Annotated in this window: 20 protein-coding genes; 6 read left to right on the plus strand and 14 right to left on the minus strand. The window is 44.6% G+C overall.

Annotated features, from left to right (window positions below; genetic code table 11):
• Nucleotides 1–387 precede the first annotated feature (387 nt).
• The gene (locus C9991_RS01920; RefSeq protein WP_106810944.1) at nt 388–1,152 is read right to left on the minus strand and encodes an ABC transporter ATP-binding protein; all 765 of its coding nucleotides are present in this window, start codon (nt 1,150–1,152) and stop codon (nt 388–390) included.
• Nucleotides 1,153–1,162: 10 nt separating this feature from the next.
• Nucleotides 1,163–1,909 carry an MlaE family ABC transporter permease gene (locus C9991_RS01925; RefSeq protein WP_106810945.1) on the minus strand — a complete coding sequence of 249 codons (747 nt, stop codon included), beginning with the start codon at nt 1,907–1,909 and terminating at the stop codon, nt 1,163–1,165.
• A gap of 166 nt (nt 1,910–2,075) precedes the next feature.
• Here C9991_RS01925 and lptB point away from each other — a divergent pair, with 166 nt between their 5' ends.
• Both lptB and yfcE read left to right on the plus strand, forming a co-directional pair.
• Nucleotides 2,076–2,915 carry an LPS export ABC transporter ATP-binding protein gene (lptB, locus tag C9991_RS01930; RefSeq protein WP_198643756.1) on the plus strand — a complete coding sequence of 280 codons (840 nt, stop codon included), beginning with the start codon at nt 2,076–2,078 and terminating at the stop codon, nt 2,913–2,915.
• Nucleotides 2,916–2,926: 11 nt separating this feature from the next.
• On the plus strand, nt 2,927–3,481 hold the full coding sequence (yfcE, locus tag C9991_RS01935; RefSeq protein ID WP_106811720.1) for a phosphodiesterase: 555 nt from the start codon (nt 2,927–2,929) through the stop codon (nt 3,479–3,481).
• A gap of 512 nt (nt 3,482–3,993) precedes the next feature.
• Here yfcE and C9991_RS01940 read toward each other — a convergent pair.
• Nucleotides 3,994–5,982, minus strand: coding sequence for a glucosamine-6-phosphate deaminase (locus C9991_RS01940; protein WP_106810946.1), 1,989 nt, complete (start codon nt 5,980–5,982; stop codon nt 3,994–3,996).
• Nucleotides 5,983–6,266: 284 nt separating this feature from the next.
• Here C9991_RS01940 and C9991_RS01945 point away from each other — a divergent pair, with 284 nt between their 5' ends.
• The gene (locus C9991_RS01945; RefSeq protein WP_106810947.1) at nt 6,267–7,442 is read left to right on the plus strand and encodes a MalY/PatB family protein; all 1,176 of its coding nucleotides are present in this window, start codon (nt 6,267–6,269) and stop codon (nt 7,440–7,442) included.
• Here C9991_RS01945 and C9991_RS01950 read toward each other — a convergent pair.
• The gene (locus C9991_RS01950; RefSeq protein WP_106810948.1) at nt 7,416–9,212 is read right to left on the minus strand and encodes an aminopeptidase P family protein; all 1,797 of its coding nucleotides are present in this window, start codon (nt 9,210–9,212) and stop codon (nt 7,416–7,418) included. The two genes, C9991_RS01945 and C9991_RS01950, sit on opposite strands and share 27 nt — an antisense overlap.
• A 141-nt stretch (nt 9,213–9,353) precedes the next feature.
• Here C9991_RS01950 and C9991_RS01955 point away from each other — a divergent pair, with 141 nt between their 5' ends.
• Together C9991_RS01955 and C9991_RS01960 are read left to right on the plus strand one after the other, a co-directional pair.
• Nucleotides 9,354–9,533, plus strand: a complete 180-nt coding sequence (locus tag C9991_RS01955; protein WP_106810949.1) for a DUF4250 domain-containing protein — start codon at nt 9,354–9,356, stop codon at nt 9,531–9,533.
• A gap of 6 nt (nt 9,534–9,539) precedes the next feature.
• On the plus strand, nt 9,540–10,874 hold the full coding sequence (locus C9991_RS01960) for an MATE family efflux transporter (protein WP_106810950.1): 1,335 nt from the start codon (nt 9,540–9,542) through the stop codon (nt 10,872–10,874).
• Between the two features lie 289 nt (nt 10,875–11,163).
• On the opposite strand, the gene C9991_RS01965 is transcribed toward C9991_RS01960, so the two are convergent.
• From C9991_RS01965 to citD, 9 genes are all read right to left on the minus strand, one after another.
• On the minus strand, nt 11,164–12,297 hold the full coding sequence (locus C9991_RS01965) for a helix-turn-helix domain-containing protein (protein WP_157949336.1): 1,134 nt from the start codon (nt 12,295–12,297) through the stop codon (nt 11,164–11,166).
• Nucleotides 12,298–12,627: 330 nt separating this feature from the next.
• Nucleotides 12,628–13,839, minus strand: a complete 1,212-nt coding sequence (locus tag C9991_RS01970; protein ID WP_106810952.1) for an NADP-dependent isocitrate dehydrogenase — start codon at nt 13,837–13,839, stop codon at nt 12,628–12,630.
• 160 nt (nt 13,840–13,999) lie between these two features.
• Nucleotides 14,000–16,240 (minus strand): hydratase, encoded by a 2,241-nt coding sequence (locus C9991_RS01975; protein ID WP_106810953.1) that lies wholly within the window; start codon nt 16,238–16,240, stop codon nt 14,000–14,002.
• 128 nt (nt 16,241–16,368) lie between these two features.
• A complete protein-coding gene (locus tag C9991_RS01980) occupies nt 16,369–18,264 on the minus strand; it encodes a triphosphoribosyl-dephospho-CoA synthase (RefSeq protein ID WP_232823224.1) in 1,896 nt (631 codons plus the stop codon).
• A 354-nt stretch (nt 18,265–18,618) separates the two neighbouring features.
• Nucleotides 18,619–19,074, minus strand: a complete 456-nt coding sequence (locus C9991_RS01985; protein ID WP_106810954.1) for a transposase — start codon at nt 19,072–19,074, stop codon at nt 18,619–18,621.
• Nucleotides 19,075–19,295: 221 nt separating this feature from the next.
• Nucleotides 19,296–19,853: a citrate lyase holo-[acyl-carrier protein] synthase gene (gene citX, locus C9991_RS01990; protein WP_106810955.1), complete on the minus strand. Its 558-nt coding sequence runs from the start codon at nt 19,851–19,853 to the stop codon at nt 19,296–19,298.
• Nucleotides 19,854–20,032: 179 nt separating this feature from the next.
• On the minus strand, nt 20,033–21,574 hold the full coding sequence (gene citF, locus C9991_RS01995; protein WP_106810956.1) for a citrate lyase subunit alpha: 1,542 nt from the start codon (nt 21,572–21,574) through the stop codon (nt 20,033–20,035).
• Entirely contained in the window at nt 21,571–22,461 is an 891-nt protein-coding gene (gene citE / locus C9991_RS02000; RefSeq protein ID WP_106810957.1) for a citrate (pro-3S)-lyase subunit beta, read from the minus strand. The genes citF and citE overlap by 4 nt, the downstream gene beginning before the upstream one ends.
• A gap of 133 nt (nt 22,462–22,594) precedes the next feature.
• On the minus strand, nt 22,595–22,876 hold the full coding sequence (gene citD, locus C9991_RS02005) for a citrate lyase acyl carrier protein (protein ID WP_106810958.1): 282 nt from the start codon (nt 22,874–22,876) through the stop codon (nt 22,595–22,597).
• Between the two features lie 189 nt (nt 22,877–23,065).
• Here citD and C9991_RS02010 point away from each other — a divergent pair, with 189 nt between their 5' ends.
• On the plus strand, nt 23,066–24,136 hold the full coding sequence (locus tag C9991_RS02010) for an AAA family ATPase (protein ID WP_106810959.1): 1,071 nt from the start codon (nt 23,066–23,068) through the stop codon (nt 24,134–24,136).
• 285 nt (nt 24,137–24,421) lie between these two features.
• On the opposite strand, the gene C9991_RS02015 is transcribed toward C9991_RS02010, so the two are convergent.
• A complete protein-coding gene (locus C9991_RS02015) occupies nt 24,422–24,607 on the minus strand; it encodes a hypothetical protein (protein ID WP_106810960.1) in 186 nt (61 codons plus the stop codon).
• Nucleotide 24,608: the final 1 nt, after the last annotated feature.

The raw sequence follows: 24,608 nt of genomic DNA on the forward strand, positions 1-24,608 counted from the left end.
AATAGTAAAGTGATGACTATCAGTTTTTATTCTTTGAGAAGGTATTATTAGGTGATTGTTTAAAGGTATTTTTTGCCGCTCTTGAATTACACAAATCCTTTGAGCGAAAAGTTGTGTCTAATGGTCTCAGTAGGTTGTTATGAAATGATGATAACTTTTACGTCTGCAAAGATAGTTCTATTTTGGTTCATACACAAACTTTTGACAAAAAAACTTCAAAAAAAGTTGATTTTAACATTTATATTCATGTTTTATATCCAAAAATGGCACTTGAACCGTGATTCAAGTGCCATTCTATGCTTTTTTTGACAGATGTCAATATAATGCCTGTTGTTTTTTGACTTGCATCAAAATTGCATTTCCTTTTATTAACAATTGTAATTTATATTACTTGTTGCTCATCTCCGCCTTCTTCACCTTCTTGAACAATTCGGATGCAAACACAAGATCATTTAATCTTTCGTTTGTGGCCCCCATCACGTCATCCTTTGTGCCTTGCCATTCTTTATGGCCTTGGTATATAAAGAGGATGTTCTCGCCAATGCCCAGAACCGAATTCATATCATGGGTGTTGATGATGGTAGTCATACCGAAATCCTTGGTTATTGACGACAATAACTCATCTATAACGAGAGATGTATGTGGGTCAAGTCCAGAGTTAGGCTCGTCGCAGAACAGATACTTAGGATTAAGCACAATGGCGCGAGCTATGGCTACACGCTTCTGCATACCACCTGATATCTCGCCCGGAAACTTATTCTGTGCGTCGATAAGATTAACTCGGTCGAGACACTCTTGCGCTCTGTGCACACGTTCACGATAATTCATGGTAGAGAACATATCAAGTGGGAACATAACGTTCTCAAGCACCGAGAGCGAGTCGAATAAGGCTGCACTCTGGAATATCATGCCCATCTCGCGTCGCATAAACACCTTCTCCTTCTTGCTCATACCAACAAAGTTGCGCCCGTCATACAGCACATCGCCACTTGTAGGCGTAAGCAATCCCACTAGATTCTTCATTAGCACCGTCTTGCCAGAGCCGCTCTGTCCGATTATGAGGTTGGTCTTGCCGTCCTCAAACACGGCATTGATGTCCTTCAGCACTTCCTTGTCGCCAAACGACTTGCATAGATGTTTTATTTCTATCATAGTACTTTCTTTAACTGAGTAATTGTGTAAGGAACACGTCAGAGAATAATATCAGCACACTTGACGACACTACTGCGTCGGTACTTGCCTTGCCTACCTCCACAGAGCCGCCCTCTACCGAGTAGCCAAAATAGCTTGACACGCTGGATATGATAAAGGCAAACACAAGACTCTTGATGATACTCATCCACATAAACCACGAGTTGAACGAGTGTTGCAAGCCAAGCGTAAGGTCCTCGGGCGACAATATATGGCCTATATATGCCGTGCCGTAGGCTCCAAGTATACCCGTGCACGAGGAGAAGACTACGAGGAACGGCATAATTGTTACCAGTCCAAGTATCTTGGGTAATATAAGATAGTTGGCCGAGTTTACACCCATTATGTCGAGAGCATCTATCTGCTGTGTCACGCGCATTGTGCCAAGTTCGGAGGCGATATTCGATCCCACCTTTCCGGCAAGTATCAAACACATTATACTTGACGAGAACTCAAGCAACAATATCTCACGTGTGGTATAACCCGACACCCATCTTGGCATCCAGGGACTCTGAATGTTGAGTTTCATCTGTATACATATTACCGCACCGATGAAGAACGATATAAGCAGTACGATGCCGATAGAATCGACACCCAATGCCGACATCTCCTTGACGTATTGCTTAAGAAACATGCGCATACGCTCGGGGCGGGCGAAAGAACGTCCCATTAGTATGAGATAGCGTCCTAAAGTGTTTAAGTATTTAAATATCAACATAATCGTGTCGTTGTTTTATTTCCTTTTGCAAAAGTAGCAATAAAACGGTAAAAACTATACATCAAGTTTAAGTTTTTATTTTTTATTTGTAGGAAATGATATTTTGTTTTACCTTTGTATCAATAAATATACATATACGAACATGAGTGAAACAGACAACATAAAAATGGAAGGTCAGCCCGTTGTGGAGCAGGCTGCCGAGGACAAGCCACATTGTATGGTGCTGCGAACAGAGGGACTTGTAAAGCGTTATGGCAAGCGTACCGTCGTTAACGATGTTTCTATTAATGTGCGCCAGGGCGAGATTGTTGGTTTGCTTGGTCCTAATGGTGCCGGCAAAACAACATCGTTCTATATGACCACGGGGCTTATTGTGCCCAACGCCGGACATATCTACCTCGACAAGAAGGACATCACCGACTATCCCGTGTATAAGCGAGCACGTGCCGGCATCGGCTATCTGCCACAGGAGGCGAGCGTGTTCCGCAAGCTTAGTGTTGAGGACAACATCATGGCTGTACTTGAGATGACTAAACTCTCGCACAAAGAACAGTTGGAGAAGTTGGAAAGTCTTATTGCCGACTTCAACCTTGGTAAGGTGCGCAAGAACAAGGGTGACCAGCTATCGGGTGGCGAGCGACGCCGTACCGAGATAGCACGTTGCCTGGCAATCGACCCTAAGTTTATTATGCTTGACGAGCCGTTTGCAGGTGTCGACCCTATTGCTGTAGAGGAGATTCAGCATGTGGTGTGGCGACTGAAGTATCGCAACATAGGAATCTTGATAACCGACCATAACGTGCAAGAGACATTAACTATAACCGACCGCGCTTATCTGCTGTTCGAGGGTAGAATTCTATTCCAGGGCGCTCCTGAAGAATTGGCAGAGAACCGTATAGTACGCGAGAAGTATCTTGGATCGACATTCGTACTGCGAAAGAAAGACTTCCAAGTGGTGGACGAGTCGAAGCGCAAGCGCGACATGGAGAGAGAATTACACGATTAAATATGCATAACATGAAATACTTACTTGTATCTGACATTCACGGATGTCTACCTACACTTGAGCGCGTCCTGCAGTTTTTCGACCAAGGCAAATACGATATGCTGTGCATCCTTGGCGATATTCTTAACTATGGACCACGCAACCGCATACCCGAAGGTATAGATCCCAAGGGCATTGTAGAGCGGCTTAACGCAATGAAAGAACGTATTATTGCCATTCGCGGCAACTGTGATGCCGAGGTGGATCAAATGCTTCTGCAGTTTCCAATAATGGCTGATTACGCTCTTGTTGTAGACAACGGGCGCCGACTGTTCCTTACACATGGACATGTATACAACGAACAGAACCGCCCTACCCTTGCACACGACATATTTGTATATGGACATACACATCTGTGGAAACTCGAACAAACTGACGAGGGAGACATTGTGTGCAACATTGGTTCTATAACTTTCCCTAAGGGTGGCAACGAACCTACATTCGCCACATACGAGGATGGACAGCTTATTGTACGCCATCTTGACGGCTCGATAATGAAGACTTTATCGACTACACCCCATCAATAATCACCTTATTTTATGAATACGTATTCATTTTTTTAAGTAACAGTTCAGTATTATCTTTACACATAGTAGGAGGGTATGGCATCCTACATATTACCGTTCATATANGTATTATCTTTACACATAGTAGGAGGGTATGGCATCCTACATATTACCGTTCATATATAAAGATAAATATGAATACTTACATAAGCAAGTTTATTAGGCTAATCGTATTGGCGGATTAGGCTAATCGTATTGGCGGATTAGGCTAATCGTATTGGCGGATTAGGCTAATCGCATTGGAGGATTAGGCTAACCTCATGGGAGGATTAGATTAATCGCATAAACTGACTTAGTTTACTTTGTAATCTGACTTAGTTTACTTCATAATCCAATTTATTTGACTTCATTAAAAGAGCAATGCGTTTACCATATACAAGCAAGGGGGCTTTCGACTAACCGTCGCAAGCCCCCTCTTCTTAGGATATACAAATTTATTTATTGGAATGGTGTCTCACGACACGATTTTTCTCTTAAGGAATATATCGAACAAATGCCTCCATAGCCTCATAGCAAGCTAAGCCAAGGCTGTGATACAATTCGGCTGTGGCATGATTGCGGTCTTCGGCACGCTGCCAGAACAGACGTTCGTCGTTGCCAAGGAATGGTGCACTCTCCATCTGTGACGAATGCTTGAGGATACAATTGCGCTTACCACGCAGCTCTTCAGGCGACATAGGCACACACATCTCTATATTCTCAATTTCCCACTCAGCCCATGCGCCACGATACATCCATATACGACAATCGTTAAGCCATTCGGCTCCTGCCTCCTTCTCAAGGTCTATGGCAGCAAGCACAGCATCTGTACACTTGCGATGTGTGCCATGTGGGTCGGCAAGGTCGCCTGCTACATATATCTGGTGAGGCTTAACCTTCTGCAGAAGGGCACGTACTATCTCTACATCCTTCTCGCCCATAGGTAGCTTTTCTATCTTGCCCGACTCGTAGAACGGAAGGTCGAGGAAGTGAACATGGTCGAGAGGAACTCCATTATAGGTACATGCCGTGCGGGCCTCGCCACGACGTATGAGTCCTTTTATGGTGCGAACCTCAGGAGTATCCATATCCGATGGTTTCTTCTGTGCAAGGAATGCCTTGATATCGGCGTACATCTTCTTGATAACCTGGTCTTCATTGTTGCAGAACAGCTGGTTGTAGCCATTGACAAAGTGCATAAATCGTGTTACCTCCTCGTCGCCAACGGCAATATTGCCAGATGTCTCGTAAGCAACATGTACGTCGTGGTTCTGCTGAACAAGGCGTCGCAAGGTGCCACCCATAGATATAACGTCGTCGTCAGGGTGCGGCGAGAACACAATAACACGTTTTACTGCCGGCAATGCCCGCTCTGGACGGTTGGTGTCATCGGCATTAGGCTTGCCGCCAGGCCATCCTGTAATGGTATGCTGAAGGTCGTTGAATATCTTTATATTGCAGTTGTATGCCGAACCATAACGGGCAAGCAACTCGGAAAGACCGTTCTCGTTGTAGTCTTTGTTGGTGAGCTTTAGGATTGGCTTTTGCTTCAACTGGCACAGCCAAACAACAGCGGCACGTATGGTCTTGTCGTTCCATTCGCAGTTGGTTACGAGCCATGGATGCACAATACGTGTAAGTTTGCTTGCTGCCGAAAGGTCGATAAAGAACTTAGCGTCGTTGTGTGTCTGTATGAATGATGCCGGAACGGCGTCGGTTATAGGACCCTCGACTATCTTCTCCACGATGTCCGATTTCTCCTCGCCCCATGCCGTGATAAATAGCTTGTGTGCTGAGAGAAGGGTATGGATGCCCATGGTGATAGAACAAGGAGGTACCTGTTCCTGTGTACCAAAGCTGTTGGTCATCTCATCGCGTGATGTCTGGTCGATAAGGATGATACGGCTGGTAGAAGATAATGTAGAACCTGGCTCGTTGGTTGCGATGTTGCCCATTCTACCTATGCCCAACAAGGCGATGTCGATACCACCCTCGGCTGCAATAAGCTGCTCGTAAGCATGACAATGCTCTATAACCTCGTCCTGTGAGATAGATCCATCGGGGGTATGTATATTCTCGGCCTTAATGTCTATATGGTCGAGCAAACGCTCACGCAACTGACCAAGTGCACTATGACGACAGTCTGCCGAAAGTGGAAAATACTCGTAGGCGTTGAATACTACCACATTCTCGAAACTTAAACCGCACTCTTTGTGACGGCGGATAAGCTCGGTATATACTGGTGTAAGCGACAAACCGGTGCCTAAAGCAAGCACACACTTACGACCAGCGGCTTTGGCACGCTTTATCTCGGCCTCAACGCTGTTGGCTATTACGCTTGCAGCCTCTTCCACCTTGGGATAGATGTCTGTGAAGATTTTCTCACAACGGGTTATCTCAGAACGTTCTACTGCCGTACGGGGGCGATAGTACTGCTCCGGAACCTTGTTCAACACAATCTGCGAACTTAAATTCAGTCTCATAATGGTATATGTTTTTAGGTTTGTTATTTTCTAACAGATTTTTGTTTGTATCTTTAGCATTTAGTGATTGCAAATATACTATTTTTTGGCGGGGCAAGAAACATTTAATAAATGTTTTCGTATTAAAAATAACTAACGACATTCAAATAACGCTAATAAGACACATTGTTATATATATGTCATCGATTTAGCGGAGGCTTTTCTGTAATTTTGCATGATGATAGAACAAACTGCTTTTTGTTTATAACTATAGAATACAAACCTAACACATTATATAATATATTATGCAGTATAACTTCGACAAAATAATCGACCGACACAATACGGGAGCTTATGCTACTGAGATGCTCGGCGAGGTACACGGACGAACTGATCTTACACCTATGTGGGTGGCGGACATGAATTTCGAGACTCCAGCTTTTATAACAGATGCCTTGCGCAACCGACTGGACCATTCGCTCTTTGGATATACAGTTATACCTAAGGACTTCTGGCCTACCGTGACTGATTGGATACGCAACCACCACCAGTGGGATGTCAAGGCAGAGTGGATGCGATATATACCTGGCATTGTCAAGGGTATAGGCTTTGTCATTAACGTTTTCTGCAAGGAGGACGAAAAGGTTATAATACAACCACCTGTATATCATCCGTTCCGACTTACACCATTGGGCAACAAGCGACAGGTGGTTATGAACCCTATGCATAAAAATGACGACGGCACCTACTCTATGGACTTTGATAATCTTGCAAAGGTGGCCGACGAGAAATGCCGTATATTGATACTTGCCAATCCACACAACCCGGCTGGCATAGTATGGGATGTGGAGACGCTAAAGCGACTAGCCCACTTCTGCTGCGAGCGCAACATTATTGTGATAAGCGACGAGATTCATTGCGACATGGCACTCTTCGGCAACAAGCATCATCCGTTTGCTAACGTGAGCGAGGAGGCTGCACGATGCAGTATAACATTTGGAGCGCCATCTAAGACATTCAACATTGCCGGTATTGTTAGCTCTTACTGCATTGTTCCTAACGAGGATTTGCGCAAACCGTTGTTTGAATGGCTTGCAGCTAATGAGCTTGACCAGCCACACATATTCTCGCCTATTGCCACCATCGCGGCTTTTAAGCAAGGAGAGGAATGGCGCAAGCAAATGTTGGCTTACATAGAAGAGAATGTAAAGTTTGTGGAGGAGTATATGGCCGCAAATATTCCACAGATTCATCCGTTGCGTCCACAGGCCTCATTCCTTGTTTGGCTCGACTGCAGAGGACTTGGCTTGGACCACGATGCCCTGCAAGACCTATTTGTAAATAAGGCTCGACTCGCCCTCAACGACGGTGAGATGTTCGGCGCTGAGGGCAAGGGATATATGCGTATGAATGTTGCATCGCCACGTAAAGTGCTTAAGGATGCGCTGGAAAGACTAAAGGCTGCGTGTCTTATCGGCTAACCAAGCTTTGTGCTCCTCATCCAACATTGGCGACAATCGCTCGTACACCATCTTGTGATAGGCATTAAGTAAACCGAGCTCTTCGGTTGAAAGCATATCTACAACGATAGGACGTGTGTCGATTGGACATAGGGTGAGGGGTTCAAAGCGAAGGAACTTGCCAAACTCGGTTGTCATATACGGCACGGTGAGCAAGGTGTTCTCTATGCGTACACCAAACTTGCCAGCAAGATAAAGACCTGGTTCGTCGGTTACTGTCATGCCCTCAAGCATTGGAGCAGGACGATATTCTTGACGTATCTGGTGAGGACCCTCGTGCACACTTAGGTATGAACCTACTCCATGACCAGTGCCATGCATGAAGTTCATGCCTTCACGCCACATTGCCACACGTGCAACAGCATCAAGTTGGGTACCTGCCGCACCACGTGGAAAGCAGAGATTCTGCAACGAAAGATGGCCTTTAAGTACAAGTGTGTAGACACGGCGATGAAGGTCGGTAACCTTACCAAGCTGAATGGTACGTGTTATGTCGGTGGTTCCATCAAGATATTGTGCTCCGCTATCAAGCAGAAGGAAGCCTTCTGGACGCAATGGCACGTCGGTATCGGGTGTTGGCTCGTAATGGACTATCGCTCCATGCTCCTCGTATCCGGCTATTGTGTCGAACGACTCATCCTTGAACAATGGCTGTTCTGCACGCAACTGACGCAACTTGGCACTAACCGACAACTCGGTCTCGCAACCTTTTGGTACTGCCTCCTCAAGCCATTTTAGGAATTTGACCATTGCCACGCCGTCGCGTTGCATGGCATTGCGGAAACCATTACACTCTACCTCGTTCTTTATTGCCTTCATCTCGGGCACGGGCGATGGGGCACTAACGAGATTGAAATTGCCTCGCAACTGAGACAATGTATAGTTGGTGGTAGCTGGGTCGATAAGCAATGTGTAGCCATCGTAAGAGTTGAGGGCATCTATTATATTATCATAATCATCGACAGCCACTCCCTCGGCATTGAGATATTCTATTACCTCGGGCGACAACTTCTCGTCCTTTATATACAATACAGCCACTTCCTCTGCCACAATAAGCCATGCCACAAACACTGGTGTGCAATGGACGTCGGTACCACGAAGGTTTAATGTCCATGCAATATCGTCGAGCTGGGTCATTAGCATACCACCGGCTCCACGATGCAACAAACTGCTGCGTATTCTACCTAGTTTGTCATGACACGATTCACCGGCATACTCGATGGGTTGAATACTTACCGGATTGAGCGGAACTGATGGACGATCGGTCCATATACGGTCAAGTATATCGAGATTGGTACGTACAGTGATGCCGCCATTATGCTTAAGGTCGGTCTTCAAGTCGGAACACTCGGCATAGGTCATACACATGCCGTCGACACCAATCTCGGTACTTTCGGCACCTTCTATCTCTGTGGCTATCCATTCAGCTATACTCGGAGTGCCCTCAACCCGCTCGCGCATAAGCTGGAACTCAGTTTCTGCAAGCTGCTCTTCTGCGGCAAGGAAGTAACGAGAATCGGTCCAAAGGGCAGCCGAATGTAATGTAACCACAGCTGTTCCCGCTGATCCATCAAAACCTGAAATCCATTTACGTCCCTCCCAACGCGATGGAACATACTCGCTGTTATGAGGATCCGAACTCGGAAATATAAATGCTGATAGATGTTCGCGACGCATCTCTTCTCGCAAGGCAGCGAGACGTGCGGCTATTGTCTGCTTGTCTGTTGTCATAATGTAATATAATAATGTGTTAAAAGATTGCTGATGTTTTAAATGTAGATGCTAAAAGATTGCTGCTTTTCGGCAAAGTTACTAAATTGTGCTGAAAAAGTTGTACCTTTGCACCCAGGATAATAAAAAATAATAACGATTATGCTTGATTTACCAAAAGATCCGATGATGCTCTTCAGCGTCATCAATATGCGCTTGCGTGATATATATCCATCGCTCGACGCTCTGTGTGACGATTTACACGTGAACAAAGATGAAATTATTGACAAACTAAAGGCGGCAGGATTCGAATACAATGCCGAACAAAACAAATTCTGGTAACATTTTATGAACTTTTACCCCAAACACTACAAATCACTACTATCCATTGGCATTCCTATAATGATAGGACAGATGGGCATGATTGTCCTCGGTTTTGCCGATACCATGATGGTAGGACATCACAGCACAACAGAACTGGGTGCCGCTTCCTTCGTGAATAACATTATAAACCTTGTTATTATTACCGGAACGGGATTCTCGTACGGACTGACTCCTGTAGTAGGAGGATTATTTGGACGTAAGGATTTGCAAGAGGCAGGCCAGGCTCTTCGTTGCTCATTGCTTGCGAATACGCTTGCCGGAATAGTAATGATGCTGGCTCTTGGCATTCTCTTCTTCAATCTTGGCAACATAGGACAGCCAGACGAGTTGCTTCCGCTTATGCGACCATACTATCTGGTACTGTTTGCATCGATTCCGTTTGTAATGCTGTTCAATGCCTTTAAGCAGTTTACCGACAGCATAACCGAGACCAGAACGTCAATGTGGATACTTCTGTCTGGCAATCTGCTCAATATCATCGGCAACTATCTGTTTATATATGGTAAGGCAGGATTTCCTGAGATGGGTGTATTAGGTGCTGGTGTGTCTACATTGGTATCACGAATAGTGATGGTGGCAGTATTTATTGCGGTGTTCGCTTGGCGAAAGAAGTTTAAAAGCTATCGTGAAGGTTTCCTTCGCTTGGGTTGGTCGAAAGAGTTGACTAAGCGTCTTACCACTCTTGGCACTCCTATAGCATTAGAGATGGGTATGGAGACAGCCTCGTTCTCATTATCTATTATCATGGTGGGATGGCTCGGCACTATTGCCCTTGCATCACATCAGGTGATGATAACTATATCCCAGTTCACCTTTATGGTTTACTACGGACTTGGAGCGGCTGTAGCTGTGCGCACAAGCTACTTTAATGGACAGCACGACTATATCAATACCGAGCATACGGTTATAGCTGGACTGCATGTTATGGTGGCTCTTGAGATTGTTCAAGGTGGCATTATCTTCCTTCTGCGCAATCATATCGGCGGATGGTTTACCGATTCTGCCGAGGTTTCGGCTGCTGTACTTACACTTATGGTACCTTTCTTTATATACCAGTTTGGCGACGGTCTGCAAATCAACTATGCCAATGCATTGCGTGGCATTGCCGATGTTAAACCGCTAATGATTATAGCATTCGTTGCATTCTTCGTAATCTCACTGCCAGTAGGCTATCTATGCGGATTTATATTGAACTTCGGACTTGTGGGTGTTTGGATGGCATTCCCATTCGGACTGACAAGCGCCGGCATCATGATGTGGTGGAGATTCAGACAACAAATGAGGCTGAACAACAAATAAAATGTAATAACATTAATATTAATACGTATAATAGATAAAAAGACCGCCGGGCATCACTGCCAGACGGTCTTTACTCTTTTCTTGATTATCAAACAATTACAAACTGCTTCTTTTATTTATTCGTTTTCGTGTATGCAATTTGAAAGAATCATGTCCTTTTTTTCTATATTGCAAAGATACGAATAATCATAATATAGAGGGTGTCAAAGAATAAAAACGAGATGTCAAGAAGTCAAATTGTTAGGTTTTGAAAAATTTGACATATTATTTTATAGTGTTTTACGCCTTTTTACCCCTCAATATTTTCCAATCTACATTCGGCTCTATACTGCAATGGACTACATCCATTGGCCTGAGAGAAAGCTCGTCTAAAGGTTGAAAGCGAATTAAAACCAGACATTGAAGCTACTACCTCAAGAGTATAATCAGTATCGTGAAGCAACTGCATAGAGTGGCGTACACGATATTCGTTGACGTATTCGTAGAACGATTGGGCACAACTATGGTTGAAATACTGGCTAAGATAGGTGCGGTTGGTACCAAGGCGAGCAGCAAGTTCTGACAAACGCAACTTAGGGTCAAGATACACTTTGTCTTCCTCAAAACATTGTTGCAGACGATTACGTAGCTGCGTTATAGTCTCGGTATCTGAAGACGTGTTATTATTTGACATGACATTTGTATCAGGGATATCGTCATCAACAATACTTTCTGTTGCTAATGCACTGTCAACAGCTTCGGTACCCGGCTCATCGCATCCTGATATTACATCTCTTAATACTGTCTCTTGCTTGTTGATGAAGTAGCACACTATTGCCCATACCACCAACGAGCTCGACATATACAACAAATCGGTGAATGGCGATGGACACACATTGCTAAACGCCCATAAAAGCAAAAGAACAAAAAACAAGACCATCACTCCACGCATCCAATGCAGGTTTATATCCTCGTCGTATGAGTATTCTTCCTTTAGTCGACGATGATAACGAGGCAACTCGCGAAGGGTCCATAACGCACAACCTATACCATATATTATCGATAGCACTACCATTGCCTCAAAGAAGAAGTCTATACGAAGCAACAAATAAAGCAATGACAACAGAAGTATAGGGGCTTCAAGCAAGAAGGCACGCATTTTGGAGAGCCAACCAGGACGGCAGAACTCTATTAGAATGAGTACATAAAGCGGTACGGTGACTATGTCTATGCTCGAAGTTATACGCTCCATAACGGGATCGGCTGCATAGAAGCCAGGAAGAAACACAAGGTCCTTGGCATACTGCACTGCAACAAGAAGCATAAGCAGACCTATGAGTTTCTTTGCAAGTCCTTGTTTACGGCAGCAAAACACCCAACCCATCATTAGGTGGAACATAATGCACATGCCATAGACAAGATATAGCAAGTTTGTATCGTTCATAATTTGCATTGTTTTGATAACCAATGCAAAAATAAAGAAAAAAGATGAATTAAACGATAGAAACCTAAGGAATTAACGAATAAAAGATTAAAGTTAATCAGACATTATATTATTACAGATTATTTCATCGGAAAGTAAAATGACGATTATGGGGTTATATTAAAATAGAGGGTGTCAAAATGGGAGTTATAGGAATTTAAGAAGAAGTTAATCCATCTACGATGGATAGAAGTTCTTGCTAAAGCAAGCGGCAAGAACTTCTGTTAACTTCGGGCGAAGCCCAAACTTCCTTTAACTTCTATTTTGACTCCCTCTATTTTAATTGATTATTTATGCCAACAGTTTCTCCAAACGCTCGCGTATAGCAGCAATGAAACCTGCAGATGTCTTAGGCTGCGGTGTTACACCTTCCATCAGACCAGCGAGGTCCTTTGTAACAATACCCTCATTAAGAGTCTGGAAGCAAGCCTCCTCAAGCTTATTGCCAAAGTTTACAAGTTCAGGCAGCGAGTCCATCTCACCACGTTTGCGCAAAGCACCACTCCATGCAAAGATAGTAGCCATTGGGTTGGTACTTGTTTCCTCACCCTTAAGATACTTGTAGTAATGGCGTGTCACAGTACCATGAGCAGCCTCGTACTCGTACTTGCCATCAGGAGATACAAGCACAGATGTCATCATTGCCAATGAGCCAAATGCTGTGCTGACCATATCAGACATAACGTCGCCGTCATAGTTCTTGCAAGCCCATATAAAGCCACCCTTCGAACGGATAACACGTGCTACGGCATCATCGATAAGGGTATAGAAGAACTCCAATCCGCGTTTCTCAAACTCTTCCTTATACTCTTCGAATACCTCGTAGAAGATAATCTTGAACTGTGCGTCGTACTTCTTAGAGATTGTATCCTTTGTAGAGAACCATACGCTCTGGTTGGTATCCAACGCAAACTTGAAGCATGAATGAGCAAACGAGCGAATAGACTTGTCGGTATTATGCATAGCCTGAAGCACACCAGCACCCTTGAATGTATGAACAACCACCTCTTCGTGCTTGCCACTTTCGCCATCAAATATAAGTTTAGCAACACCTGGCTCATCTGCGCGAATCTCTACGCTCTTGTATACATCACCATAGGCATGACGTGCAATAGTGATAGGTTTCTCCCAATTGCGTACAGCCGGATGGATGCTCGGAATAGTAATAGGTGTGCGGAATACGGTACCGTCGAGAATAGAACGTATTGTTCCATTAGGACTCTTCCACATCTGATGAAGCTTATACTCGTCCATACGCTGGTGGTTAGGTGTGATTGTAGCACACTTAACGGCAACACCAAGACGCTTGGTTGCCTCAGCAGCATCCTTTGTTATCTGGTCGGCTGTCTCATCGCGCTTAACAAGACCAAGGTCGTAATATTCTGTCTTGAGGTCAACGAAAGGAAGAATAAGTTCATCCTTAATCATCTTCCACAATATACGGGTCATCTCGTCACCATCCATCTCTACGAGAGGAGTTGTCATCTGAATTTTCTGTGCCATAGGTAATTGATTTTTGAGTTTTGAATTTTAAGTTTTGAATTATTGCCGTTGGCAATTTTGAGTTATTGAGTTTTGAGTTTTGAATTGTCCTGCCAATTCCAAATTGGATAATTCACAATCGGCATAGCCGACAATTCAAAACTCAAAATTCAAAATTGCTTCAGCGTTTCGATGAAGCATAATAGTTCATCAAGCATCCGTCTGCCAATATCTGACGCTCATTATCTGTGAGGTTCTGGAAGAAGAGGTGGATAGGCTGTACACCATTCTTGGTGATTACCTTTGCATCAATCTCTTCCTTACCAGAAATGATAGCCTCGCGTATGCCAGGGATAAACACCTTATCACCAGGTTCGAAGTTGAACTCTACATCCTTGCCAATAGTGAATGGAACAATACCCCAGTTGATACAGTTAGAACGATAACGCTTTGTTGCATACTCGTAGCATATATTAGCATCGCCACCAAGAACCTTTTGGCAACTTGCAGCCTGCTCACGTGCAGAACCATCGCCAGGACGGTTAGCAAATACGCATGAGCCGAATGATGTATTCTCTGCAGTAGCACCAACAGCCTTAAGAGCCTCAGCAATATTGTCGCTTATATTGCCTTCGCGACGAGCGAGGTCCTGCTTCTGTATTTCCTTGCTCAAACCAACATACTCAGGTACGCGGCGAGATAGAGCAAACTCAGAAAGCTTCAATGGGTTAGAACGATATGAACTTGTTTCGCCTGAAGGGATAAGCTCATCTGTAGTTGTAACAGGATCGTGGATAACGGCAGCAAGCTCTACAAGCATGTTCTCTGCCATTGGATACATCTTAGGCCAGTCCTTGATGTTAGGACCATATCGAAGCTCTGTCTCTGGCTTAGCCTTGCCAAATCCATTGTATACACGACACTTGTATATCTTGTCGTCATACTGATATGGCTTGTGTGTATTCTCGTACTCAACGTCTGTAGCTGCTGTTATGATACCACCATTAGCTGCAGTGGCAGCAATAGAGCGTGCATCCATAAGCGCTACCAATGACAACTGACCCTGACCAGGCTTAGAACCTTCGCGGTTAGGGAAGTTACGTGTTGTATGACGTATACTTAGACCATTGTTTGAAGGAACATCGCCTGCACCAAAGCAAGGACCACAGAAAGCTGGCTTCATTGTAACACCTGCCTCCATAAGGTCGGCTGTTATGCCCTCACGAGTTACGGCCATAGATACAGGAGTTGACTGTGGATAAGCCGAAGCCGTGAAGTAGTCGTTGCCGATGCTCTTACCTTTTATAATAGAAGCTGCCTCTGCAAGGTTGTCGTATGTACCACCCGAGCATCCGGCAATAATGCCTTGGTCGGCCCGAACCTTACCGTCAACAATCTTGTCAAGAAGATGAACGTCAACCTTATCGCCAAAACGTTTCTTTGCATCTTCCTCTATGCGTGTGAGTATACCTACTGGATCGGCCTGAAGTTCGTGAATGGTAACAGCGTTAGACGGATGGAACGGCAATGCTATCATAGCCTCCTGTGAAGAGAGGTCAATACGAATCATCATATCGTAATAAGCCACATCGCCTGGTTTTAATTCGCGATAGTCCTGTGGACGCTCGTGTATCTCGTAATGGTGCTTTACCTCCTCATCGGTTACCCATATTGAGCTCAAGCAAGTGGTCTCTGTTGTCATGATATCAATACCGTTACGGAAGTCGATAGGCAGATTCTTAACACCAGGTCCAGCAAACTCGAGTACCTTATTCTTCACAACACCACTCTCGAATGTAGCCTTAACAAGCGAAATGGCAACGTCGTGCGGACCAATACCCTTCTTAGGCTTGCCCTCGAGCCATACAAGCACAACTTCAGGAGCATTGATATCCCATGTGTTTTTAAGCAGCTGCTTAACAAGCTCGCCGCCACCTTCGCCCACACCCATATTACCAAGTGAGCCATAGCGTGTATGTGAGTCGGAACCGAGAATCATGTTACCGCATTTAACCATCATCTCACGAGCATACTGGTGGATTACTGCTTGGTTGGCAGGAACGTATATACCACCATACTTCTTGGCAGCAGACAGGCCAAATACATGGTCGTCTTCGTTGATAGTTCCACCTACAGCACATAGAGAGTTGTGGCAGTTGGTCATAGCATAAGGCAACGGGAACTCTGTCAAGCCACTTGCGCGTGCTGTCTGAATGATACCTACGTAGGTGATATCGTGCGACATCATCGCGTCGAAGCGGATGCGCATCTTCTTACCCTTTGCTCCGTCAACATCATGCGAGCGCAGAATGCCGTATGTGATAGTGTTCTCGCGAGCCTCATCTGGGTTCATGCCCTGATACTCGTCGCGGATTTCTGTACCGTTTAGGAGATAGACTCCATGATTAATGAGTTCAACCATAATGTCAATGTTTTTAGTTTTCGAAGAATAAAGGTACTAATTTTTATTTGTTAGTAATATAGATTGTTTCAAAATCTTGTAAATTTGTGTCTTTTATTGATGTATTTAGTATATTTTATGAAATTATTTTACTGTTTGCGCACAATACAAGACAAAAAGACAACGAGCGACAACATATCAGCACTACCTCCAGGAGATATGTTACGATGTATATAGTCGGTGTTCATAGCCTGTAATGCCGCCTCAAAATTTACTATATTTCGAGATGTGTCAAGCATTTGCCTGGCTTCTGTCTTTACCTCTTGCATTGTTTCCATTGATGTACGGTATACGATGTTAGTATCGTCAAGGTCGCACATTATTCGCAGCAATGTCTTGTGCAGAGCATAGTTGTCGCCCTCTGCAATGCGGTCAATGTAGAAAGGCAGCCATGCCTTGAACAGTTGCGTATAACCTTCGCGGGCATTGTCAAGTGCGCCTTTCAGTATGTTGTTTGCCTTAGCCTTGCTACCATGAGTTCCGTTTGTATCGGGAAATAGACGGGCAAGCGAAGCTATTGAGTTGCTTAAAGATTTAATTTGTTTGCTGTTTACATCATTGTATGCCATAGTGCCACATCCCTCAGCTTGTGTGATACGGCAGAATGCCTCACCTGCTAAGGCAACTGCAGCAAGACCAATAGAGAATAGTGCACCTTTGTGGGTGTTCACTCCACCTGTAACCTTAAACATTTCCCGTTCTGCCTCAATGCCAATATTCACTATCTCGTCATGACATGGCTGTTTGTCAGTAAAGCCAAGTTGGGCAAGACGCACAAAATAGGGATGCAGAGCCTGTATGCTGCGTTGCATCAATGCATGATCCATATCGCGATGAGCACCATTGTCATTGCGGTCTACCAATCCTGGCTTGGGAGTAGTGTCGAGCTCGGCTTGCAATGCCATCGATGCAAGATGTCCTATTATATAAGGTATAGTGGTAGGTGGCACAAGCTGTATAGCGTCCCATAGACAACCTTCCATCATAGCCTTGCGCACACGCGATGCACTGATTGCACTTCCTTCCTGTTGTTTTCGTTGTATCTCGTGCACATGTTCCTCTCCAAGTTGCTGATGCATAAGCTCGTTATATCGTCGGGTAAGAGGATCGGTAGGTTCGCTGCCGAAGAACCTTATTGTAGCGCCAAGAGCTGGAGCAATACGGTGACGATATAGGTCGAGATCGAGAATAATCTGCGTATCAGTTGCATCAGAGAGTTGTTTCAGGAAATAAGTCGGGAATGTTGCCGCGCTAACAGCGTAGTCGCTTCCGTCAACAACAACAACATTCCCTATATCCCTAACGCCTTGGCTCACCATCGCCTTGCGTTCGTTGTACGAGAACATGGAGCAGTCTTCCCTGACGACTACAACATACAATCTTTCAACCAACTCTGACGACTGCTCTACAAGGAAGCGATGTCCCAAAGTGAAAGGGTTTGCGTTCATTACTATTGCACCTATCGGTTTCCGAGCATTCGAAACAACTGATTCGTCATTCTTTAACTCTTCACTCTTAACTCTTAACTCTTCACTCTTAACTCCTAACTCTTCACTCTTAACTCCTAACTCTTCACTCTTAACTCTTAACTCTTCACTATACTTTTCTATTCCTCCTACACCTGTCTCCATCAATATAGCATTTGGAGATTCGGCAATAAGCCGGAACGACAAGCTCTCGAAGAGTTGGCGGTTATCAGGTTTGGTGTACAGTTTCACACACTGGCAACCTTCAGCATTAGCTTTGGCTATCAGATGAGAAACAATGACATTAGCCACAGCTTCCCCCTTATGTCCGTCAGCCACAGCAACACATTTTATCACACTACCCTTCAATCCGCCACCCGCAATCATCTCATCAGACGATTCATCAACAATGGCGGCATAGTAGTCTACGTCGTCATACCGTAACCCATTAGTCTGTAGAAACATCTCTATCTGACGTCGTTGGCGGGGTATTGTTGGGTGAAGCTCGAGTATATTCAAGGTTTTAATTACTTTTTATTCAATGCTTTTGCCATAACGGAACATATCATCTAAAATGTTTTCGCCCATTCAGGCGTTTTGTGCATATCATGAACATGTTTTCGTCCATTCAAGGCATTTTGTGCATATTATGAACATGTTTTCGCCCATTCAAGGCATATTGTGCATACTATGAACATGTTTTCGCCCATTCAAGGCATATTGTGCATACTATGAACATGTTTTCGTCCATTCAAGGCATATTGTGCATACTATGAAATAATGCGGGCTGAAAGCCCAATTTGCGCCTAGCCCAGGGCAACGCCCTGGGTAGAACGTTTGTATTCCCCTACGCCCTGAAAGGGCAAAAGCGTTTCAATCTTTAAACACATATCGTTCATCATATTCTATATTATATGAAATAAGAAACGCCTTATACTCATCGGCAAACGAAACTCTTTTGTGATGCTCGCGCTGTCCTTTGATATATTCTAGGGTTTTACTAACAACCGATTGACTCACCGAAAAAGCCCCATATCCACCTTGCCATGCAAACATATGATATTTTGGCGATATCGACTTTATCCATCGGCTGCTATTGCGTTTTATTTCTTCTACCACATACGATAGTGCCACATCTTTTGAAAGAATAAACAATATATGTACATGGTCTGCCACACCACCGACTTGTATATCTATACATCCAGTATTATTAACGAGCTGTCCTATATATGAGTGGATGCGATCTATATCATCGTCTTGAATCTTAGGACTCGTTGTTTTGACGTGGAAGATTAGATGTATGTATGTCTTACATAATGACTGTGGCATATTATTTACGCTTTTGCCCTTTCAGGGCGTATTATTGATTTTACTCATATACCCAGGGCGTTGCCCTGGGCTAGGCGCTGATGCCCCTTCGGGGCGTATTGACAACTATCGCTTACACGCTATAACCTTCGTGACGTATTGACAACTATCGCATACACGCTATAACCTTCGGGGCATATTGTCAACTATCGCATACACGCTATACCATTTGGAATGTATTGTCAGATATTTGCTTGGTATTCATCCACCATTGCATTTATTCTCTCCCATATCTCCTCTTGCGTGTGCCACCTCATCCTCATGCAATATCTTGCTTCGCGGTCACACACAAGGCAACGACGTGGGTGGCTCCCTACTCTATCTCTTGAAACCGGCACACCATCCTTGTCTATGATGTCGATATCGAAGAGTCTACCTAAGGGGTGAGTATCTTCTATCTGTACAGCAATGCGCTTGGCTTCGAGCAATGGTAAGGGGGTTATGAGATAGGCTTCGTATCCAGTTTCGAGGTCGCGCTCTATCAAGCACCCACCAAACCTAACTCCTAATTCGTCACTCCTAACTCCTAACTCGTCATTCCTAACTCCTAATTCGTAACTCTCAATCATCTGCTCCACCGCAGCATGAGCCACGATAAGCGACTGCTGATTACGCTTCACGCTTCCTGGCATAACGACAGTAAGGCACACCAGTGTCTTTCCCGAATGTTCAGCCAGCAACTTTTGTTGCATAGCATGGCGTGAGTCGCGACTCGCCAGAAGTTCGTTAAGCGTAACCATTGAATGAATTTTGAATTTTGAGTTTTGAGTTTTGAATTGTTGCCTTTGGCAATTTTGAGTTTTGAATTGTGCGCTTCGCGCATTTTGAGTTGTGAATTCTTAATTCCTAATTGAATAATTCCTAATCGGCGCAGCCGACAATTCCTAATTCAAAACTCAAAATTCAAAACTCAAAATTCCTAATTCCTAATGTTCTTTATAACATCCAGCACCGAGCCATCTCTGCCAAGCACAACACCAACTACCTTGTCGCCGAACGGCAATGGAGCTGGAGTGCCAATGATAGATAAAGCACGGTCGCGCAGATCCTCAAGACTTACAAGCTTCAAGCCAGCTGCACGCAGACGCTCGGCTATCTCTGGACGAGACGGATTAACGGCAATGCCATACTCTGTTACAACAACGTCTACCGATTTGCCCGGAGTGATAAGTGTTGTTACCTCATTCACAATGCAAGGAATTCTGCCACGAAGCAACGGACATACAATAATGCTGAGAGCAGAGTCTTCGGCTGTATCGGGATGACCACCAACAGCACCACGGATGATACCGTCGCTACCAACAAGAACATTAACGTTGAAGTTGACGTCAACCTCAAGAGCCGACAATATAACAATGTCGAGATAATGCGTAGCAGAGCCCTGCTCCATAGCACTTGCATACTCGTATGCGGCAACCTCCTTATGTTTAGGGTCGTTCTTTAACGACTCGGCTGCCACCTTATCAAACGATTGCACATCAATCAATCGGTCAATAAGACCCTCCTCATGCATCTTAACCATGTGGGCAGTAATGCCACCAAGTGCAAACGAAGCAGTTATACCCTGGTCTATCATACTCTGACGGATATACTTAACAGCAGCTAACGACGCGCCACCCGTACCTGTCTGGATAGAGAAACCTTGGCGGAAGTAGCCACTGGCAAGAATAACCTTGGCAGCTTGCTTGGCAAGCAATATATCGCGAGGGTTCTTAGTATCGCGTATAGCTCCCGAGGCAATCTTAGAAGAGTCGCCTACAGAGTCAACCTCAACTACGAAGTCTACATCATGCTCCGATATAGCGTTAGGTGTATTAGGATAAGGCACGAGGTCGTCAGTCAATATCACCACCTTATCTGCATAACGTGCGTCAGGCAGAGCATATCCCAACGAGCCACAAATACTCTTGGCATTCTCCGAACGCGAATAGCCACAAGCATTGCCTAATGTATCACAAGACGACGCGCCAAGGAAAGCTACATCAATATGCAACTCGCCTGATGCAATAGCAGCACCGCGGTTGCCATGCGAACGGAATATTACAGGCTTATCCATCAACCCATGAGAAATCTCGTTAGCCAGTTCGCCACGCAGTCCAGATGTTGACACCTGCGTGATAACACCATTCTTTATATGCTGGATAAGCGGAGCATGCACATCCTGCAAACTTGAAGCTGCAAGATGCAAGTCCTTAAAGCCCATTGCAGCCAACTTGTCTACAACCATATTTACCACCTTATCGCCACCACGGAAGTGGTGATGGAAAGATATAGTCATACCGTCGCGCAAGCCAGAACGGCGAATAGCCTCCTCAAGTGTTACAAGCTTCGGACTCTTCTGCTGAAGTTCCATACGTGGAGTAACCTCCTTAAGGTCGTGCTCTACATTATTATAAACCTTTTTTCCCATAGCCTCAGCCACCTGCGAGGCAATGGCAAGTCTTTCTTTCAGTGTGCTCATACCAAATCCTCCTCTTTAATTACGCCCGATGCCAAAGCAAGATCAATAACACGCTGGGCACGTATAACCACTGGGCGGTCTACCATTTTACCGTTTACTGCAATTACACCCGAGCCCTTACGCTCGGCTTCTTTAATGGCGGCAATAACAGCAAGCGCCTTGTCGATAGCCTTCTGCGTAGGTGTAAACACCTCGTTTATAATCTCAATCTGCCTTGGATTGATAATCGACTTGCCGTCAAAGCCCAACTGATGTATAAGCTCTACCTCCTTGCGGAATGTATCCATATCGTTAAGGTTGCTATATACAGTATCGAGTGCATCTATGCCTGCAGCACGTGCGGCAACAACGATAGTCTGGCGAGCCATAAGCAACTCCATACCTTCAGGCGAACGTTGTGTCTTCAGATTGGCACAATAATCCTCAGCGCCAAGGGCAATACCCATCATACGCTTCGAGGCTGTGGCAATGGCATAAGCATTTACAACGCCAAGCGTACTCTCTATAGCTGCCATAATCTGTGTACGTCCAAGGCATCCAAGCTCACGTTCCACCTTCTCAATTTCGTCTTCTACCTCAACCACCTCTTCGGCTGTCTCGGTCTTAGGCATACGTATAACATGTACGCCAGCCTTGACAACAGCCTCGATGTCCTTTTTGCCGTATGGAGTAGATAGCGGATTGATGCGAACCACCATTTCAGTATTGCCGTAGTCAATCGACTTCAGCGCATTGTATACAAGCAGGCGTGCTGTGTCCTTCTCTGCCATGGTAACCGAATCCTCAAGGTCGAGCATGATAGAGTCGGGGCTATATATATAAGCGTCCTGCATCATGCCAGGATTGTTGCCTGGCACGAACATCATTGTTCTTCTTAATCGTTTCATCTGTTGTAGGATTTTTAGTTAAAAATACAAGCTTTACGTCGTCAAAGCATGTTTAAGAAGCCTAACATCGGCCAAGCTGTCAAAGAAGCTCAATACCGACAAGGCAAGCAGAAGACAAGAAGGGTTATATATATTATTCCTTCCAAACGTCCTTACCAGTAGCTCTCACTGCAGCTGCAGTAGTGCGTGCGCGTATGGTACAATCAAGGGCACCCTTATCAGTAGCATGCACGTCAGCCTTGGTGATGCCAAGCCCTGTAAGGGTTTCACGTATCACCTCACGTATTTGGTCGCCAAACTGGAAGGCCACCGAACTTTGTAGTTGGATGTCAAGCCCCTCATGGTCTGCAGGGGCAATTTGAATCATAATGTCGCCAGATTCCATTGTTCCGGCTGTAGCTTGTTTTAGTTCCATAGGTCAACGGATTTTCAGTGGTTAGTTTTCACGGGGTAAAGATACAACTTTTATGTGACACCGCAAGCGTTTTAGCGAAAATTAATTGTATATCACAGACATTTAGATATTCACCACATAATAAAACTTGCCTATTCAAATAATAAACGCTATCTTTGCGAAAAATTTCGTAACGAAAATTTTCGCAATATGAACAACCCATTCAAATTCGGTTCGGTTGTTGACGAGCCTTACTTCACCGACCGCATCAACGAATTAGCCTACATCAAACATTCCATGAACAGTGCAAACCATATTGTACTGATAAGTCCGCGACGCTTTGGCAAGACTTCGCTCGTAAAGAAAGCCATTAAGGAAATCAACCGTCCAAGCATCTTCATCAACCTGCAAATGGCTGTGAGCGTTGAAAATCTCGCCTCGTTGCTACTCAAGGAGATATTCAAGTTGCGCCCATTCGAGAAGGTTAAGCATCTTATGACGCACTTCCGTGTTATACCAACCATTTCCACAAACCCATTCAGCGATGCCGTGGACGTTTCGTTCCAGCCGAGCCTCGACACTACTGCAATATTGGAGGACGCATTTGCACTATTAGAGAAGGTAAGCTCGCCTACCAAACGCATCATCACTGTGTTCGACGAGTTTCAAGAGATTATGGGCATTGAGAAAGGACTCGACAAACGGCTACGTGCGATAATGCAAGAACAACAGAACATCAACTACATATTTCTTGGCAGCCAAGAGTCGATGATGACCCAAATCTTCGAACGAAAAAAGTCGCCATTCTATCATTTCGGTATGTTGATGCACCTGGACAAGATTCCATACGACGACTTTATGCAATACATCACCCAACGCCTACCGCTCAAATACGACACGCAGGCTAAGGATATTGCCAAGGACATACTCAACACCACACTATGCCATCCATATTTCACACAGCAACTCGCATCTCAGGTGTGGGAGATTCTAACCTACTCGGATGTGAAAGAAGACATCGTGAAGGAGGCTGTTGAGCAACTAACAATAATACATGACCTTGACTTCGAACGCCTATGGATGAATTTCAACAAAACCGACAAATACATCTTGCTTAACCTCGCCCACAAAAAGCAACCGTCGTCCACACGCTCGTTGCCAACAAGCACCATCTACAGCAGTGTGAAACGCCTTATGCAAATGGGATATATAATAAAGATAAACGAATACGAAATAGAGGACCCATTCTTCAGAAACTGGCTTATTAAAAAACAAGGATAATTGTATTTGCACCTATATATGAAAGTAAGAAACGCACAAATCGACCTACTTAGGGTTGTAGCAATGCTGATGATAAGATGCTTGCATTGGCTAAGACAATCACAACCATACAAATTAAACTACCTCTGAACAATGATGTATACACTCAGACAATGTTGATGGCAAGGCATCAGAAAATCGCCAAACTCTTTGATGAAGATTTTTGGGGGTACGCAATAACGAAGTTTGGAAAAAACGGGTATTAACGACCGTAAAAACAACCAGTCATTAATACCCGTTAGTCAATTACCACATTTCTACTGCTTTTGGCAATACGCCATCTCCTTCTACCTCATCCTCATCTAAAGACAGAGGCTTATAGTTTCCATCAGCCGGTTTTTCAGAGGTACCAATTGAAGTTTCTAATATAGAAAACGTATTTTCCATTTCTACTTGCTCAATCATTGGTTTTTTATATTCTCTCTTCTTCATA

Source organism: Prevotella merdae (genome assembly GCF_900290275.1).
Lineage (GTDB): Bacteria > Bacteroidota > Bacteroidia > Bacteroidales > Bacteroidaceae > Prevotella > Prevotella merdae.

Bases quoted from the DNA above. Each gene is read 5' to 3' on its own strand.
- C9991_RS01920 (WP_106810944.1), bottom strand. From the start codon at position 1,152: ATGATAGAAATAAAACATCTATGCAAGTCGTTTGGCGACAAGGAAGTG.
- C9991_RS01925 (WP_106810945.1), bottom strand. From the start codon at position 1,909: ATGTTGATATTTAAATACTTAAACACTTTAGGACGCTATCTCATACTA.
- lptB (WP_198643756.1), top strand. From the start codon at position 2,076: ATGGAAGGTCAGCCCGTTGTGGAGCAGGCTGCCGAGGACAAGCCACAT.
- yfcE (WP_106811720.1), top strand. From the start codon at position 2,927: ATGAAATACTTACTTGTATCTGACATTCACGGATGTCTACCTACACTT.
- C9991_RS01940 (WP_106810946.1), bottom strand. From the start codon at position 5,982: ATGAGACTGAATTTAAGTTCGCAGATTGTGTTGAACAAGGTTCCGGAG.
- C9991_RS01945 (WP_106810947.1), top strand. From the start codon at position 6,267: ATGCAGTATAACTTCGACAAAATAATCGACCGACACAATACGGGAGCT.
- C9991_RS01950 (WP_106810948.1), bottom strand. From the start codon at position 9,212: ATGACAACAGACAAGCAGACAATAGCCGCACGTCTCGCTGCCTTGCGA.
- C9991_RS01955 (WP_106810949.1), top strand. From the start codon at position 9,354: ATGCTTGATTTACCAAAAGATCCGATGATGCTCTTCAGCGTCATCAAT.
- C9991_RS01960 (WP_106810950.1), top strand. From the start codon at position 9,540: ATGAACTTTTACCCCAAACACTACAAATCACTACTATCCATTGGCATT.
- C9991_RS01965 (WP_157949336.1), bottom strand. From the start codon at position 12,297: ATGAACGATACAAACTTGCTATATCTTGTCTATGGCATGTGCATTATG.
- C9991_RS01970 (WP_106810952.1), bottom strand. From the start codon at position 13,839: ATGGCACAGAAAATTCAGATGACAACTCCTCTCGTAGAGATGGATGGT.
- C9991_RS01975 (WP_106810953.1), bottom strand. From the start codon at position 16,240: ATGGTTGAACTCATTAATCATGGAGTCTATCTCCTAAACGGTACAGAA.
- C9991_RS01985 (WP_106810954.1), bottom strand. From the start codon at position 19,074: ATGCCACAGTCATTATGTAAGACATACATACATCTAATCTTCCACGTC.
- citX (WP_106810955.1), bottom strand. From the start codon at position 19,853: ATGGTTACGCTTAACGAACTTCTGGCGAGTCGCGACTCACGCCATGCT.
- citF (WP_106810956.1), bottom strand. From the start codon at position 21,574: ATGAGCACACTGAAAGAAAGACTTGCCATTGCCTCGCAGGTGGCTGAG.
- citE (WP_106810957.1), bottom strand. From the start codon at position 22,461: ATGAAACGATTAAGAAGAACAATGATGTTCGTGCCAGGCAACAATCCT.
- citD (WP_106810958.1), bottom strand. From the start codon at position 22,876: ATGGAACTAAAACAAGCTACAGCCGGAACAATGGAATCTGGCGACATT.
- C9991_RS02010 (WP_106810959.1), top strand. From the start codon at position 23,066: ATGAACAACCCATTCAAATTCGGTTCGGTTGTTGACGAGCCTTACTTC.
- C9991_RS02015 (WP_106810960.1), bottom strand. From the start codon at position 24,607: ATGAAGAAGAGAGAATATAAAAAACCAATGATTGAGCAAGTAGAAATG.